This window comes from Kitasatospora sp. NPDC032150, assembly GCF_055579945.1.
This window is the reverse complement of sequence record NZ_JBVIMH010000036.1, coordinates 1-16,317: the sequence shown is the minus strand read 5'-3', so window position 1 is coordinate 16,317 and position 16,317 is coordinate 1. Positions and strand designations below refer to the sequence as shown.

General features: G+C 72.0%; 11 protein-coding genes. 7 read left to right on the top strand and 4 right to left on the bottom strand.

Annotation, left to right across the window (positions count from 1 at the left end; translation table 11 throughout):
- The first annotated feature begins 68 nt into the window (after positions 1-68).
- The 3 genes from ACZ5ON_RS29975 (at position 69) to ACZ5ON_RS29965 (ending at position 4,779) form a co-directional block, all read left to right on the top strand.
- Positions 69-692 (top strand): LURP-one-related/scramblase family protein, encoded by a 624-nt coding sequence (locus ACZ5ON_RS29975; protein ID WP_344640146.1) that lies wholly within the window; start codon positions 69-71, stop codon positions 690-692.
- 330 nt (positions 693-1,022) lie between these two features.
- Positions 1,023-1,205, top strand: a complete 183-nt coding sequence (locus ACZ5ON_RS29970; protein WP_465599276.1) for a hypothetical protein — start codon at positions 1,023-1,025, stop codon at positions 1,203-1,205.
- A gap of 190 nt (positions 1,206-1,395) precedes the next feature.
- Positions 1,396-4,779: a S8 family serine peptidase gene (locus tag ACZ5ON_RS29965; RefSeq protein ID WP_465599274.1), complete on the top strand. Its 3,384-nt coding sequence runs from the start codon at positions 1,396-1,398 to the stop codon at positions 4,777-4,779.
- On the opposite strand, the gene ACZ5ON_RS29960 is transcribed toward ACZ5ON_RS29965, so the two are convergent.
- From ACZ5ON_RS29960 to ACZ5ON_RS29945, 4 genes are all read right to left on the bottom strand, one after another.
- Complete coding sequence (locus tag ACZ5ON_RS29960; RefSeq protein ID WP_465599272.1) at positions 4,720-5,181, bottom strand: GtrA family protein; 462 nt, start codon at positions 5,179-5,181, stop codon at positions 4,720-4,722. The two genes, ACZ5ON_RS29965 and ACZ5ON_RS29960, sit on opposite strands and share 60 nt — an antisense overlap.
- Positions 5,178-6,152: a glycosyltransferase family 2 protein gene (locus tag ACZ5ON_RS29955; RefSeq protein WP_465599270.1), complete on the bottom strand. Its 975-nt coding sequence runs from the start codon at positions 6,150-6,152 to the stop codon at positions 5,178-5,180. Before ACZ5ON_RS29955 ends, ACZ5ON_RS29960 begins: the two co-directional genes overlap by 4 nt.
- Before the next feature lie 63 nt (positions 6,153-6,215).
- Positions 6,216-8,747: a YfhO family protein gene (locus tag ACZ5ON_RS29950; RefSeq protein WP_465599268.1), complete on the bottom strand. Its 2,532-nt coding sequence runs from the start codon at positions 8,745-8,747 to the stop codon at positions 6,216-6,218.
- Between the two features lie 76 nt (positions 8,748-8,823).
- Complete coding sequence (locus ACZ5ON_RS29945; protein ID WP_465599266.1) at positions 8,824-10,932, bottom strand: PIG-L family deacetylase; 2,109 nt, start codon at positions 10,930-10,932, stop codon at positions 8,824-8,826.
- A 156-nt stretch (positions 10,933-11,088) separates the two neighbouring features.
- Between ACZ5ON_RS29945 and ACZ5ON_RS29940 the strand changes: the two genes are divergently transcribed.
- From ACZ5ON_RS29940 to cimA, 4 genes are all read left to right on the top strand, one after another.
- Positions 11,089-12,126: a 3-isopropylmalate dehydrogenase gene (locus tag ACZ5ON_RS29940; RefSeq protein ID WP_465599264.1), complete on the top strand. Its 1,038-nt coding sequence runs from the start codon at positions 11,089-11,091 to the stop codon at positions 12,124-12,126.
- Between the two features lie 211 nt (positions 12,127-12,337).
- Positions 12,338-13,450: a branched-chain amino acid aminotransferase gene (locus tag ACZ5ON_RS29935; RefSeq protein ID WP_465599262.1), complete on the top strand. Its 1,113-nt coding sequence runs from the start codon at positions 12,338-12,340 to the stop codon at positions 13,448-13,450.
- Between the two features lie 96 nt (positions 13,451-13,546).
- Positions 13,547-14,113, top strand: a complete 567-nt coding sequence (locus tag ACZ5ON_RS29930) for a Uma2 family endonuclease (RefSeq protein WP_465599260.1) — start codon at positions 13,547-13,549, stop codon at positions 14,111-14,113.
- A 326-nt stretch (positions 14,114-14,439) separates the two neighbouring features.
- Positions 14,440-16,050: a citramalate synthase gene (gene cimA / locus ACZ5ON_RS29925; protein ID WP_465599258.1), complete on the top strand. Its 1,611-nt coding sequence runs from the start codon at positions 14,440-14,442 to the stop codon at positions 16,048-16,050.
- Positions 16,051-16,317 lie beyond the last annotated feature (267 nt).

Here is a 16,317-nt window from a genome sequence, read left to right as displayed (position 1 = left end):
TGTCGGCCACTCGGGAGAGACCTCTACAGTCTTGTCGAACGATGGCACGACAAAAGGGGAATCCCGCCATGAGTAACGGCTTCGGCGACCTGCTCGGCTTCGCCCAGCAGCTGCTTGGCAGCGAGCCGCAGCAGGGCCACGGGGAGCAGCACGACAACTTCCTGCAGGGCCTGAGCCAGCGCCTGCTCTCCGGCGAGGAGCCGGTGCAGAACGGCGTGACCTACGAGATCGACGAGAAGTTCTTCTCGCCCACCCACGACTTCTGGATCAAGCGCAACGGTGAGCGCGTCTTCCAGGTCGACGAGAGGATGTTCAGCTTCAGCGGTGTCATCGCCCTGCAGGACGTGAACGGCAACGAGCTGTACCGGATCTCCGAGAAGATCATGACGCTCCGCGACATCCGCTACATCCAGCGTGGTGAGCAGCGGATCGCGACCGTGAAGAAGGCCCTGTTCTCCCCGCTGGTCTACAAGTTCACGGTGACCTTCGAGAACGGCGCCGAGCTGCACGTCACCGGCAACATCACCGACCACCAGTACGCCATCACCTACGGCGAGCAGGAGGTCGCGCACATCGACCGCAAGTGGTCGCTGCTGAGCGAGCACTACGGCGTCACCATCGTTCCCGGCCAGGACGACGCGCTGATCCTGACCATCGCGGCCTGCGCCGAGGCCATGGTGCTGGACGACTGATCGACCGTCGGTGGAAGGGCCCGGACCGCTTCGGTCCGGGCCCTTGCGCGTCTTCGGGGGAACGCCGTCTCAGATACTAGGAAATCCAACTATTCGTGCAGACAGCGCCTGCCCGGCGTCGTACTTTGGAAAGAGCCGCACGGTGAGCCGACCCGACAAGCGGGAGCGCCGGCCCGTGCGTGCCGTCCGCGTACCGGCAGGCGACCCCTGTCCGGCGTGCCGGCCCGTCGCCCGCCACCACCCCGCCAGGGCGCGCTGCGCGGCACTCCCAGTCCTCCTGAACCCCTCGGTGCGCGCCCGCGTGCGCGCCCTCGCCCGAAGGAGTCCGGTATGCCCCCCACCGCAGACCGCCACCCCGTTCCGACCACTCCCGTCCGCGCCCCGCGCCGCCGGCGCCGGGTGGCGCCCGACACGCGCGCAGCCTCCGGCTGGGGGGACCCCCTCGCCGCCGCCGCGCTCCAGCGCGCCCTGGACCGCCGCGACAACGGCGGCGCCACCGGCCACGTCGGCTGAGCCGGCCCTTTCGCCCGGAAGCCTGACCGGTCGTCACCCGCGTGAGTGCACTCCCTCCCCGAAGGAGGGAGTCGGCTCGCCCGCGCCGGCGCGATGATCGTAATTTGAGCCCTTCCGGAGGGGTGATCGACGTCCGCGCGGCGCGGGCGGCAGCGAGATCTGTCCGCCCCTGCCGGGGAAGGACGGCTCCGTGCGCATCCCACCGGTTCCCAGTCGAAACCCCTCCGCCAGGCCCCCGCGGCACGGGCGGCCGACCAGGCTGGGGGCCGCCCTCGCCGTGCTGGCGGGCTGCGTGGCGCTCACCGCGGCCCCGCCCGGCGTGGCGGCCGGACCGAGGCCACTGCCCGGGCGGGCCGGACCGCCGCAGCGTGTCCTGCTGGAGCTGGACACCGAACCCGCGGCCCTGGCCTGGCACCGGGCGGCCGACGGCGCCCGCCGCGCCAAGCGCTCACCGGAGAAGGTCCGCCGGGCCGCCGCCGAGGCCGGGGCCGGACAGCGCCGCCGGGCCGACCGGGCGCTGGACACCCTGGCCGGCGCGGTCCGCCGCGCCGCCCCCGCGGCCCGTGAGCTGTACCGCACGCACACCCTGATCACCGGGATCGCGGTGTCCGCGCCCCCCGACCGGCTGGCCGGGCTGCGGCGGCTGCCCGGGGTCAGGGCGGTCCACCCGATCACCCTCAAGCGCCGCTCCAACGGGTACTCGGTGCCGCTCACCGGCGCCCCCGCCGTCTGGTCGGGCACCGCGGGGCTGCCGGGCAACACCGGCGAGGGGGTCAGGGTCGGCATCATCGACTCCGGCGTCGACTACACCCACGCGGACTTCGGCGGCCCCGGCACCGAGGAGGCGTTCCGCTCGGCGGCCGGCGCCAGGACCGTTCCCGCCGGGCTCTTCCCCAGTGCCAAGGTGTTCGGCGGCAAGGACCTGGTCGGCGACGACTACGACCCCGACCCCTCCTCCGCGCATCCGCAGCCGGTGCCGCACCCCGGCGACAATCCGATCGACTGCATCGCCAACGGTCACGGCACCCATGTCGCGGGCACCGTCGCGGGCCTCGGGGTCACCGCGGACGGCCGCACCTACACCGGGCCCTACCGTCCCGGCCTCGACCCGGCCGCCTTCAAGGTCGCCCCCGGCGTCGCCCCCGGCGCCAGGCTGTTCGCGATCCGGGTCTTCGGCTGCGAGGGCTCCACCGACCAGCTCGCCCAGGCCCTCGACCTGGCCGCCGACCCCAACGGCGACGGAGACCTGACGGACCGCCTGGACGTGGTCAACCTCTCACTCGGCGGCCGCTTCGGCGGACCGGACGACGCGGACGCGATCGCCGCCGACCGGCTGGCCGGGCTCGGGACGGTGGTGGCCGCCGCGATCGGCAACGACGGCGACGTCTACGGCATCGGCGGCAGCCCGGGCACCGCGGCGCGCGTCATCGGGGTGGCAGCCTCGGTCGACCGGCACACCGACGCGGACGGCATCCGGGTGCTCGCCCCCGAGTCGCTGGCCGGAGTGGTCCCGGCGCACTGGAGCGCCAAGTACCCCCGCTGGTCCACCGAGGACGTCAGCGGCCAACTCGCCCTGCCCGCCGACCAGTCGGACGGCTGCACACCGTTCGGCCCGGCCGACGTCGAACGGCTGCGCGGAAAGGTGGCGGTGCTCTCCTGGCGGGCCAGGGGCGCCGACCGGGCCTGCGGTTCCGCGCTGCGGGCGGACAACGCGGCGGCGGCCGGGGCGGTCGGCGCGCTGTTCGCCGCCGACGGTGATGGTCTCGGCGAACTCGCCGGCGACGACCGGATCCCGGTGGCGATCCTGGCGAAGGCGGACGGCGAACGGCTCACCAAGGCCACGGCCGCCGGACCGGTGAAGGTCCAACTGGCCGCCAGGGAGAACCGGTTGCACGGCTCGGTCGGCCAGGACCAGCCGCAGCGCACCGACACCCTGGCCTCCTTCACCTCGCGCGGCATCGGCCTGCCGGGCCTGGTGAAGCCCGACCTCGCGGCGCCCGGAGAGACCATCTGGTCGGCCAGGGTGGGCAGCGGCAGCGGCGGGACGCGCGAGGACGGCACCTCGATGGCCAGCCCGCACGTCGCCGGACTCGCCGCCCTGGTCAGGGCAGCCCACCCGGCCTGGACGGCCGCCGAGGTCAAGGCGGCCCTGATGAACACCGCGGCCGACACCCGGCTCGGCGACAACCGCACCGGGCCGGTGTACGGGCCCGAGCGGGCCGGCGCCGGACGCGCCCAGGCGGACCGGGCGGTACGGACACCCGCCGTGGCGTACGCGGCGGGGGAGGGGGCGGTGGACGGCGCGGTCGGTGTCTCCTTCGGCCCGGTGCCGGTCACCGGCCCGACCGCGCTGAAGCGGGAGGTGGAGATCCGCAACTTCTCGTCCCAGCCGGTCGGTTACACCACGGGCTACCAGTCGTCCACCGAAGTCCCGGGTGCTTCCTTCGAGATGACGCCGCACCAGGTGACCGTCCCGGCCCAGGGAGCGGCCAGGGTCACCGTCACGCTGCGCGTCCCCGGGCAGCTGGGCCGCTCGCCCGACCCGACCGTCGACCTCCTCCAGGCGGGCCGGGCCCGCAGCTGGCGGGCCGAGCTCTCCGGGCGGCTGGTGCTCACCCCGGCCGACGCGGGGCCGCCGGTACTGCGGGTGCCGTTGTTCGCCGCGCCCCGCCCGGCCTCCGAGCTCAAGGCCGGTCCCCAGGTGCGCACCTCGCCGTCCAGCACCCTGCTCGCCCTGAACGGCACCGCCGCGCCCGGTGCGGGCGGCGGCCTGGTCAGCGCCTTCGCGCTGGGCGGAGCGGGCGCGCGCTGGCCCGACTGCCCGGACGGCGCCACGGGCGCCCTGCACCAGGACGAACGGGAGCCGGACCGCAAGGACGCGGGGCTGTGCGCCGGCCAGGACGGCGACCGGGCCGCCGACCTGCGCTTCGCGGGCGCGGCCAGCGACGCTCCGGCGATCGGCGGCGACGGCCTGGCCCAGGGCACGCTCTACCTGGCCGCCACCTTCTGGGCCCCGGCGGCCACCCCGGTGGGGAACTTCGCCGTCCGGGCCTCGCTGGACACCGACGGCGACGGTGTCACCGACGCCGTCGTGGCCGCCGACCGGCTGCCCGGCAGCGACGTCCTGGTGGCCCGCACCCTGGACGCCGCCACCGGCGCGGAGTTGGACGTCCAGCCGCTGAACGCCCGCTGGGGCGAGACCGAGACCGGCCTGCTGGACGGCGACACCGTGGTGCTGCCGGTCCGGCTGGCCAAGCTGCCCAGGCTGAAGCCGGGTGCCACGGGCATCCGCTACGGACTGTGGACGGGCTTCACCGGCGGCGGGCCGGGCAGTGCCCTGGACGCCATCTCCTCGATCGGGATGGACCGTGAGAAGCCCACCCTGGGCATCGACGTCCTGCACCCGACGCTGGACGTCCGCAGCGGGCCGGGGGGACCGGCCGCGGTGCTGGCCCGGGAGCAGCCGGGCGGAGCGCTGGAGCTGCGCCGCGCGGCGGGCGACCGCTCCGGGCTGCTACTTGTCCACCACCTCAACCGGAACGGCGACCGAGTCCAGCTGGTCGACGCAGGCTGAGCCGTGCTGACCGGCCGGGGCGGGCGTCCGGGCCCGGCCGGTCAGCACGATCTTCGACAGCACGAAGGTGACCGGGATCGCGACCAGTGCGGCCACCAGCGGGGCGATCTTGCTGTCCAGGTGCACCCAGCGGACCAGGGCGACGACCCCGGTGCTCTGCACCAGGTAGTTGGTGATGTTGGGTAGCGGGAAGAGCAGGAACTTCTTCCAGGTCGGCCTGGTCCGGTAGGTGAAGTGGGTGTGCAGGAAGAACGAGCCGACCATGCTGAGCAGGAAGGCTATGGTGAACGCCGCGAAGTACGGCAGGAAGGGGTGCAGCGCCAGGTAGATCAGGTAGAAGGTCGCGGTGTTGGCGACGCCGACCAGTCCGAACCTGACGATCTGCCAGAGCTGCGGCTTCACCGCTCTTCCTCCTGGGAGCCGCGGTAGCCCTCGGTCCTGAAGGTCGCGCGCGGCGCGTTGGTCTCCTTCACCAGGAAGTGCGGTCGGCGCTTGGTCTCGTAGTAGATCCGTCCGATGTACTCGCCGATCAGTCCGAGCATCACCATCTGCAGGCCGCCGAGAGCGACTATCGCGACGATCAGGGTGACGTAACCGGGGGAGTCGATCCCGTCCACCATGGCCGCCGCGGTGATCCACGCCGCGTAGAGGCCGGCCAGGCCGACCAGGGTGAGGCCGAGGTAGATGGCGAGCCGCAGCGGGCGGTTGTTGAAGGAGATCAGGCCGTCCATGCCGTAGTTCAGCAGGGCGCCGAACCGCCACTTGGTCTCGCCGGCCTCGCGGGCCACGTTCCGGTAGTCGAAGGTGACGGTGTCGAAGCCGATCCAGGAGAACAGGCCCTTGGAGAAGCGGTTGTACTCCGGCAGCGAGAGCAGCGCGTCCACGGCCTTGCGGGAGAGCAACCGGAAGTCGCCGACGCCGTCCTCGATCTCGACGTCCACCCACTTGTTGATCAGCTGGTAGTACAGCCGGCTGGCGGCGCTGCGGACGGCCTTGTCGCCCTCGCGGGTGCGGCGGGCGATCACCTGGTCGTGGCCGCGGTCGTAGAGCTCCAGCATCCGCTCGATCAGCTCCGGCGGGTGCTGGAGGTCGGCGTCCATCAGCACCACGGCGTCGCCGGTGGCCTCGCGCAGGCCGGCCAGCATGCCGGCCTCCTTGCCGAAGTTGCGGCTGAAGGACACGTACCGGGTGCTGCCCGGGTGCTCGTCGGCGAGCTTGCGCAGGTGCTCCAGGGTGCCGTCGCGGCTGCCGTCGTCCACGTAGCAGAGCTCGTAGTCGATCGGCAGTTCGTCCAGGTTGGCGCGGATCGACTTGTCGAAGAGGTCGATCACGTCTTCTTCGTTGTAGCAGGGGACCACGACCGACAGTCGCACTGGCTCACCTCCGGTAGTGGGCACTCAGGGCGGCTGGTCGCACTGCCACATTTGTCCCGATAATCACGTCGATGGTACCGGGGTGGCCGACTCAACCGCCTTGCCCCTGCGCCGCAGCCTATCGGCGAGCGGCACTCCGACGAGGGCAACCAGGCCGACCCCGCTGACCGCGAGTCCCGGTGCGAGCCCGGGGGTGCGGTAGCTGCAGGACAGGCGGGAGGCCCCGCTGCCGAGCGGCACCCCGATCATCCCGAGCACGGACTGCACCGGGCGGGGGGCGCCGCCGTCCACCGAGCACTGCCAGCCGGTGACGGCGGGCAGCGCGACCAGCGCGGTACCGCTCGAGGAGGCGGGCAGCTCGGCGCTCAGGGTGTGCCCGCCCGCGCTGACGTGGGTGGCGCCCTTGAGCCCGGCGAGCGCCCGGTCGAGGGCCGGCTGGCTGAAGCAGCCGATCGGCTGGGCCGGGATCTGGGCGGCGGCCGAGGTGCGCAGCTGCACCTGGACCTTGCCGTCGGCGCCGACCGTGCCCAGCGACCTGATCGGCATGGCGGTCATCGGCTGCCTGCCGTAGCTCTCGTACTTGGCGCCCATCCCCATCACCGTGCCGCCGAACCACGGCGCGTAGAAGAACGCGCTGCTGCCGGGGGCGCAGCTGCCGGTGAAGGTGGTCCAGGCGCTTCCCCTGGGCGTGGCCGGGACGGACCAGCCGCTGCTGCCGTGTAGGGCGGGCCGGGGGCCGGCGGTCGGGGTCAGCTGCGGGACCTCGTACACCTTGGCGCCGAGCAGGGACTCCTGGCGGGACCAGACCGAGGAGGTGTCCGGCTTGATCGAGGGGTGCACGGTGACCAGCGGCGCGGCGGTGGCGTGCCTGGCGGTGAAGCCGTTCGGGTCCGAGCTGCTGTCCAGGTAGGTGGTGACCCCGAACAGGGCCCGGCCGACCGGGTCGGCCGGGCTGAGGGTGTGCCGGCCCTGGATGAACCAGCCCGCGCCGAGGTCGTGCAGCAGTTCGGCGGTGGCGGCCGGGAGGTAGCTGCTGTAGTACGAACCGCCCTCGCCGGCCAGCAGCATCGGGTCGTTGGAGGCGAACTCGTGCGGGCCGGGGTCGGTGCGGGAGGCGGGCCAGTCGTCGTGCCGGCTGAGCACCTGGTACGCGGCCAGGCTCGGCCCGTTGATGGTGGGGCGGGGGAAGAAGAACGGCAGCTTGTCGCGGATCACCGTGGCCGAGTACGTGGACAGGGTGGTCCCGGCCAGCACGCCGCAGGTGAGCACCAGGACGGCGATGCGCCCGGCCCGGCCCTCGCCGTGCCAGTGCTCCAGTGCCCAGAGCGCGGCGAAGGTGAGCGCGCCGCCGGCCAGGACCAGCACCCAGGTCATGGCGTAGACCGAGCTGCGGCCGTGCCCGGCCAGTACGACCAGGGCCACCAGCGCGGCGCCGCCGGTCAGCGCGAAAAGGTCGGGGCGGCGGGAGAGCGAGACCCAGGCGGCCATCGTGAGCAGGCCGCTGAGCACGAACGCGGCCCGGTACGGGCTGCCGTTGGGGATCGCCAGGCCGTGCCAGAGCAGGATGGTCGGCTCCCAGACGAAGCTGAGCGCGACCAGCAGCAGCAGCGCGTACCAGGCCACCCGCTCGCGCACGCCGAGCCGCCGGTTGAACGGCAGCGAGGCGACCAGCAGCAGACCGAGCACCCCGATGAAGATGTTCGGCACGCTCACCGCGGAGCGGCCGCCGGGCAGCAGCTGGGCCAGGTAGTCGGTGAGCGCGGGCGGGCCGTCGTAGGTGGCGAGCGGCGCGGGCTGGGAGGCCTTGCTGGCCTTGAGGCCGACGAACATCACCGGCGCGGTCAGCAGCACCCCGGTCACGACCATGGCCGCCGCCCGGCCCAGTACCAGCAGCCGGGCCCGGACCGGCCGCTCGTCAAGCACCACCCGAAGCAGCAGCACCAGTCCGGCGCCGATGGTGGCCATCGCGCCGGTGTAGAAGTTCCCCGCCCAGGCGACGGCCACGAAGAGCGTGCCGAGCACCCAGCGGCGGCCGCGCAGGCACCAGTCGCAGGCGATGCCGACCAGCGGCAGCGAGACCAGGCCCCACATCCACATCGGGTCGGGGGAACCGTCGTTGACCACCCAGGCGCAGACCCCGTACCCCGTCCCGAGCAGCGCGCGCAGCCACGGCGAGCCGGGGTGCAGCCGGCCCAGGAAGTACGTCATCACGGCCGCGCCCAGACCGATGCTGAGCAGGGTCACCAGGAAGACCGGGAAGTTCACCGCGTCGCGCGGGAAGAGCCCGACCAGCCAGGAGAACGGATTCGTCAGATAGGTGAAGAAGTCCGCCAGGAACGGCGCGCCGTAGCCGCTGTTCCAGTTGAAGACCAGGTCACCGGTGGTGTTTCCGTGCTGGAGGTCCCACAGGTGGGCGTGGAACGGCACGAACTGGTTGCCCAGGTCGTTCACCGCGCGAGAGCGCGCGCCGAACGGGTACGTGCCGCGCAGCGCCAGTGCCAGGCAGTAGGCGCCCATCGAGAGCCCGGCCGCGAGCAGGGCCGCACCGAGCTCCGGGCTCCTTGGGCGGCGGACGAGGGCGGTGCTCCGGCTCACGGCGTGCGGCTCCCTGCTGCGGGTCGTCTTGAACTGGTCGAGCATAAGCGGCCCTGTCCCACGGGAACCGGCGGCCTCAGGGTGCCACGGTCCACTGGCCGAACGGCTGGTCCTCGGCCGGGCGCCGGGCGACGTAGAGCATGCCGTCGCAGCCCACCGCGACGGCGACCGGCAGGCCCGCCCGGTCGGTGGCGAGCGAGGGGGTTCCGGTCAGCAACGGTCCGGAGCGCAGCCACTCCTGGCCGCCGGAGTGGAGCCAGTCCTGGCTGGTGGAAAGGGCGACGCGCCCCTTCCCGTCCCTGACCGCCAGCGCGTTCGCGGTGGCCGCGACCCGGCCGAAACCACCAGGTGGGACGGTTTCGCCGACGACCTTCCAGATCCCTCTGCCGGGCTGGAGCTCGGCGGTCAGCACCTTCGCCGACCTGGGCTCGCGGAAGTGCAGCCGCAGCCGGCCGTCCGGGGCCAGCAGGGCGGTGATCGGGCCGCCCGGCACCGGCAGACCGGTCGGCGAGGCCGGGCGCAGCGGCCCGCCCGGGGTGTCGCTCATCCAGTGCGCGACGCTCTTGCCGCCCGCGAAGACATGGGTCAGCCCGTTCGCGTCGAGCACCGCGCCGAGGCCGTCCTGGACCTGCTGGCCCACCCCGCTCGGCAGCGGCAGCGCGTTCCAGCCGCCGTTCAGCGTCCGTACCGCGACGGTGCCCGCGAAGGTGCGGACGAAGACCTGCAGGCTGCCGTCCGGGCGGGCGAGGGCGCACGGGTAGCCGAACTCCATCGACTTCACCGCGTCGTCACCGTCCGGCGAACCCAGGCTCTGCCAGTCGCCGAAGGACGGCGGCTCGCCCGGAGCGCCCGGGGTCTGCACGCAGGTGACGACCTCCCGACGGTGGTCCTGCAAGGTGTACCCGAGCACGGTGCGCACGCCGAGCAGCCGCAGCAGCCCGTCGGACTGACGGATCACCTGCAGCTGTCCCTCCAGGCTCCCGCCCGCGATCCGCCGGGGGCCGTGCCAGCCCTTGGCGTCCTCGTACCAGTACGCGGCGGCGCCGTTCAGCAGCGTGAAGGCCGCCAGCCTGCCGTCGGCGGTCCGCTGGAGCCACTGGCCGCTGCCCGCCGCGCGGTAACGGGTGCTCTGCGCCCAGCCGTTGCGCAGCGCGCCCTTGCCGACCTTGCGGTCGCCGCAGCCTGCCGGGTCGCCGCAGTCTCGGCCGTCCGCCCAGCCGTAGGTGTCGATCAGCCGCGCCTTGCGCTGCACGGTGGCCTGGTCCAGGTTGGCAGGCAGCTCGGCGTTGACGTAGCCGAGGTAGCTCTCCACCGTCGCGGTCCGGGCCAGGCCGTCGCCCCAGTGCTTGGCGAGCGCCGCCTGGGTGAAGTACGCCGAGTAGGTGTGGTCCTGGTGGTCCAGGTAGAGCAGGCCCTGCGCCCTGGGCGGCGCCTTGGGGGCATGGTCCGGGTTGGGGTCCAGCATCCGGACAACGGTGGGGCGGAAGTGGTCCATGATGTTGACCAGGGTGTCTATCAGCTGGTCCCGCGTGTAACTGACCTGCGGGGGCAGGCCGCTGCGCACCGGAGGCAGGGTGGATATCCGCTCCTCCTGGCCCAGCCACAGGCCGCGCAGGCTGTCCGTCCTGGGGGTGCTCACCGCACGGGCCTCCACCAGCGCCGGGAATATCAGTTGCACGTGGGGAGCGGCCCGCAGGGTGTGCTGCTCGACCGAGATTCCGTCGTGGTAGCTGACCAGCTTCACGTCCCACGGGCTGTTCTCGTCACCGGTGGCCATCACGGCGTACGAGGCGGCGAGCCCGTTGATCCGCGCCCTGGTGTAGTCGGGGCGATCGGCGGGGACGCGCCTGTGCCCCGCCTCGCTGTGCAGCACGTTGCGGCCGTCCGACTCGCCGTCGGTCAGGCAGACCGTGACACAGGAGGCGCCGGTGGCGACGGCCTGGTCGAGGTCGGGGTTCATGAAGTAGAGGTTGTCGTCCGGATGGGCGATCACGTGGACGAAGGACATCCGCTCCGAGCTGCCCGCGATACCGCTGGCCTGGATGGTCTCCGGGGGAGTCTTGGTGGCGTGCGGCTTGGGCGGTGTGGAACGGGTGGCCTCCCACAGGCCGTAACCGGCCGCGGGCAGTGCCGCCATCCCGCCGGTGAGCCACAGGGCGCGGCGTCGGCTGATGGGATTGACCATCTGTGATCCCCCGTGAAGAAACCATGAACTCTGGATGGATATTACCGGTTACGCCCGCTTCGTTCGAAACTGCGTACCACCGTTCCCGCGACACGCGACGTCCGGATGATGGACAGAACGTGTCACGACATGGGACGCGCGAGTATGGTCCCTGCCATGTCTCGCAGCCTTCGTCTCGCAGTGATCCCCGGTGACGGCATCGGCCAGGAAGTGGTGGCCGAAGGCCGTAAGGTGCTTGCCGCCGCCCTCCCCGCCGACGTCAAGGTGGAGACCACCGAGTACGACCTCGGTGCCCGGTTCTACCACCGCACCGGCGAGACCCTCCCGGACAGCGTGCTGGCCGAGCTGAAGACCCACGACGCCATTCTGCTCGGTGCCATCGGCGACCCGTCGGTGCCCTCCGGGGTGCTGGAGCGCGGACTGCTGCTGAAGCTGCGGTTCGCCTTCGACCACTACATCAACCTGCGCCCCGGCAAGCTCCTCCCGGGCGTCACAGGTCCGCTGGCGGGCCGGCCGGAGATCGACTTCGTGGTCGTCCGCGAGGGCACCGAGGGCCCCTACGCCGGCAACGGCGGCACCCTGAGGACCGGCACCGAGCACGAGATCGCCACCGAGGTCAGCGTCAACACCGCCTTCGGCATCGAGCGGGTGGTGCGCGACGCGTACCGGCGTGCCGCCGCCCGGCCGCGCAGGAAGCTCACCCTGGTCCACAAGAACAACGTGCTGGTGCACGCCGGCCACCTGTGGACCCGGATCTTCGAGCGGGTCGGCCGGGAGTTCCCCGAGGTCACCACCGACTACCTGCACGTCGACGCGGCGACGATCTTCTTCGTCACCCAGCCCGAGCGCTTCGACGTGATCGTCACCGACAACCTGTTCGGCGACATCCTCACCGACCTGGCCGCGGCGGTCACCGGTGGCATCGGCCTGGCCGCCAGCGGAAACATCAACCCCAGCGGTGAGTTCCCGTCGATGTTCGAACCGGTGCACGGCTCGGCACCGGACATCGCCGGCCAGGGCAAGGCCGACCCGACCGCCACCGTGCTGTCCGTCGCCATGCTGCTGGAACACCTCGGCTTCACCGCCGAGGCGGCCAAGGTCGAGGCCGCCGTCGCGGCCGACCTGGCCGAGCGCACCGGCCCCCGGACCACCTCCCAGGTCGGTGACGCGCTCGCCGCCCGAGTATCCGGCTAGCGGGCCGGATCCCTAACGGGGGAGTTCCGGCTAGCGGGCCGGATCCCTAACGGGGGAGTTCCGGCCGACGGGCCGGAGCACATAACGGAGCAGCTCGCCAGCTGTTCGGCACGGCCCTCTGGATGCGAGTATCGACAGTGGGCCGTGCCGTCGTGTGTTCGAACGCCGGTGGCGGGGCCCGGACCAACCCCACGGTGAAGGACAGACTGACATGAGTACGCCCACCCAGGCGCCCATCACGTTCGAGCTCAAGCCCTCCGCGCACCCGCTGTCCGACGCGGAGCGGCAGGCCCGGCTGGCCAACCCCGGCTTCGGCCGCGTCTTCACCGACCACATGGTCACCATCCGCTGGACCGAGGGCCGGGGCTGGCACGACGCGCAGCTGACGCCGTACGCGCCGCTGGAGATCGACCCGGCCAACATGACGCTGCACTACGCCCAGGCGATCTTCGAGGGCCTCAAGGCGTACCGGCAGGCCGACGGCTCCATCGCCACCTTCCGGCCCACCGCCAACGCCGAGCGCTTCCAGGCCTCCGCCCGCCGGCTGGCCATGCCGGAGCTGCCGGTCGAGACCTTCATCGAGGCCGTGGAGCTGCTGGTCCAGCAGGACCAGGCCTGGGTGCCCAGTGAGCCGGAGCAGAGCCTCTACCTGCGGCCGTTCATGTTCGCCACCGAGGTCGGTCTGGGCGTGCGCCCGTCCAACGAGTACCTCTTCATGATCATCGCCTCCCCGGCCGGCGCCTACTTCCCCGGTGGCGTAAAGCCGGTCTCGGTCTGGCTCTCCGAGGAGTACGTGCGCGCCGCGCCCGGGGGCACCGGTGCCGCCAAGTGCGCCGGCAACTACGCCGCCTCGCTGGTCGCCCAGGCCCAGGCCGCCGAGAAGGGCTGCGACCAGGTCGTCTGGCTCGACGCCGCCGAGCACCGGTGGATCGAGGAGATGGGCGGCATGAACCTGTACTTCGTCTTCGGCGAGGGCGAGGACGCGAAGATCGTCACCCCCGAGCTCTCCGGCGCGCTGCTTCCCGGCATCACCCGCGACTCGCTGCTGAAGCTGGCCGCCGACCTCGGCCACGCCGTCGAGGAGCGGAGGATCTCCACCGACGAGTGGAAGCAGGGCAACGCCGACGGCACCCTGACCGAGGTCTTCGCCTGCGGCACCGCGGCCGTCATCACCCCGGTCGGCTCGGTCAAGTCGGCCCGCGGGGACTGGACGGTCGGCAAGGGCGAGCCCGGCCCGATCACCATGGAGCTGCGCCGGAACCTGCTCGCCATCCAGGGCGGCCAGGTGCCGGACACCCACGGCTGGCTGCACAAGATCGTCTGATCTCCAGCCGGGCGTCCCGCCTCGGCGGGACGCCCGGCGTGGGTAACCTCGAGACTGTTCCGCTCGTTGAGCTCTGCGGACCGGAAGGGAGGGGCCATGACCGCGCTGACGCACGACTTCGCCGAGACGTCGGGTGACGAGGGCAAGAGCCTGCTGGAAGCCTTCCTGGCACTGGAAACCCCGGAGGGGTTCAAGGCCGAGCTCATCGAGGGGGAGATCATCGTGACCCCACCGCCGGACGGTGACCACGAGGCCACGGTCGGCCGCATCGTGAGGCAGGTCTTCCGCCGGTGCACTGCGGACGTCACCTTCGCGGGGAACAAGGGGCTGATCGTGCCAGGGGGCCGGTACATCCCGGATGGCACGTTCGCCGAGGAGGAAGCGTTCGACGGACAACCGTCCTGGATGGAGCCGGACCGGGTCCTGATGGTCGTCGAGGTGACTTTCACCCGGCCGGTAAAGGACCGGGAGGTCAAGCGCAAGGGGTACGCCGCCGCCGGGATCCCGCTCTATCTGCTGGTGGACCGCGACGGGAACAAGGTCATCCTGCACAGCGACCCGCAGGACGGCGACTACCACGGCCTCAACTGGGTCCCTGTCGGCCAGTCGCTGCCGCTGCCGAAGCCGTTCGACTTCGACCTGGACACCGTCAGGTTCACCTGAGGCGTTCCGCATCGCGAGACGGGCGGGCCGGATTCCGGATGGTGTGCAAGACTCCGAGGGTGTCCTCGCTTTCGCTGATTATTAGCAGCAGGCGCGCCGGTCCGCAGTGACCGCTCCCCGGTACCCCGGTGCGGAGCGATCACCGTCGTCCAGACCCGCGCGCAGACCTCTCGCACCCGCGAGGGGTCTTTTTGTTTCCGCCCGGACCGGCCGAAGCCCCCACAAGGGGTCGAGGGACACCGGGGAGCGCGCGGGATGGTGGACAGTGGAGCCGGAGAATCCGGCAAAACGACAGCAGTACTCCCGGAAACGGAGAACCCAGGGTCATGACCGAGGCCAACAGCCGTCCCGACGACAGCTTCCACGTGTTCGACACCACGCTGCGCGACGGCGCCCAGCGGGAGGGCGTCAACCTCACGGTCGCCGACAAGCTGACCATCGCCCGACACCTGGACGATTTCGGCGTCGGCTTCATCGAGGGCGGCTGGCCCGGGGCCAACCCGCGCGACACCGAGTTCTTCGCCCGGGCCGCCGCCGAACTCGACCTCAGGACCGCCCGGTTGGTCGCCTTCGGCGCCACCCGCCGGGCCGGCGGCCGGGCCGCCGAGGACCCGCAGCTGGCCGCCCTGGTCACCTCCGGCGCGCCGGTGATCACCCTGGTCGCCAAGTCCCACGACCGCCATGTGGAACTGGCGCTGCGCACCACCCTGGAGGAGAACCTGGAGATGGTCCGGGACAGCGTGGAGTACCTGCGCTCCCGGGGCCGCCGGGTCTTCATCGACTGCGAGCACTTCTTCGACGGCTACCGGGCCAACCGCGAGTACGCCCTCGCCGTGGTCCGCACCGCGCACCGGGCCGGCGCCGACGTCGTCGTGCTCTGCGACACCAACGGCGGGATGCTGCCCGCGGGCGTCCGCGAGATCGTCGCCGACGTGCTGAAGGAGACCGGGGCCCGGCTCGGCATCCACGCCCAGGACGACACCGGCTGCGCCGTCGCCAACACCCTGGCCGCCGTGGACGCCGGGGCCACCCACGTCCAGTGCACCGCCAACGGCTACGGCGAGCGGGTCGGCAACGCCAACCTGTTCCCGGTGGTCGGCGCGTTGGAACTCAAGTACGACCGGCGGGTGCTGCCCGAGGGCAGGCTGGCCGAGATGACCCGGATCTCGCACGCCATCGCCGAGGTGGTCAACCTCACCCCCTCCACCCACCAGCCCTACGTCGGCCTCTCCGCCTTCGCCCACAAGGCCGGGCTGCACGCCTCCGCGATCAAGGTCGACCCGGACCTGTACCAGCACATCGACCCCGAACTGGTCGGCAACACCATGCGGATGCTGGTCTCCGACATGGCCGGCCGGGCCTCGGTGGAGCTCAAGGGCAAGGAGCTCGGCTACGACCTCTCCGCCGACCGCGACCTGGTGGGCCGGGTGGTCGCCAAGGTCAAGGAGCAGGAGAACCTCGGCTACACCTACGAGGCCGCCGACGCCTCCTTCGAACTGCTGCTCCGCGACGAGGTGAAGGGCCGCAGGGAGCGCTTCTTCACCCTGGAGTCCTGGCGCACCATCAGCGAACAGCTGCCGGACGGGAAGGCGGGCAACGAGGCCACCGTCAAGATCTGGGCCAAGGGCGAACGCAGGATCGCCACCGGCGAGGGCAACGGCCCGGTGAACGCGCTGGACATGGCGCTGCGCACGGCACTTGAGCACATCTACCCGGAGCTCGCCCGGATGGAGCTGGTGGACTACAAGGTCCGCATCCTGGAGGGCCAGCACGGCACCGGCTCCAAGACCCGGGTGCTGATCGAGTCCGGCGACGCCACATCGACCTGGTCCACGGTCGGGGTCGCCGACAACGTGATCGCCGCGTCCTGGCGGGCACTTGAGGACGCGTACACCTACGGGCTGCTCCGCGCCGGACTGGATCCGGCGGAGGGCTGAGCTTCCGGGGTGCGGGGAGCCGCGCGGGAGACCGGGCACCTCGGTGGCCGGTCCTCCGCACGGTTCCCCGCACCCCTGTTCGCCGCCCTCTACGGCCTGGACGGACGGTCCAGGTTCTCCTCGGTTCATCGGAGGCGGGCGAGGAGAGGGCCCCTCCTCATCGGAGGCGGGCGAGGAGAGGGCCCCTCCTCATCGGAGGCGGGCGAGGAGAGGGCCCCTCCTCATCGGAGGCGGGCGAGGAGGGCGTGTTCGACGAGGGTGATGAGT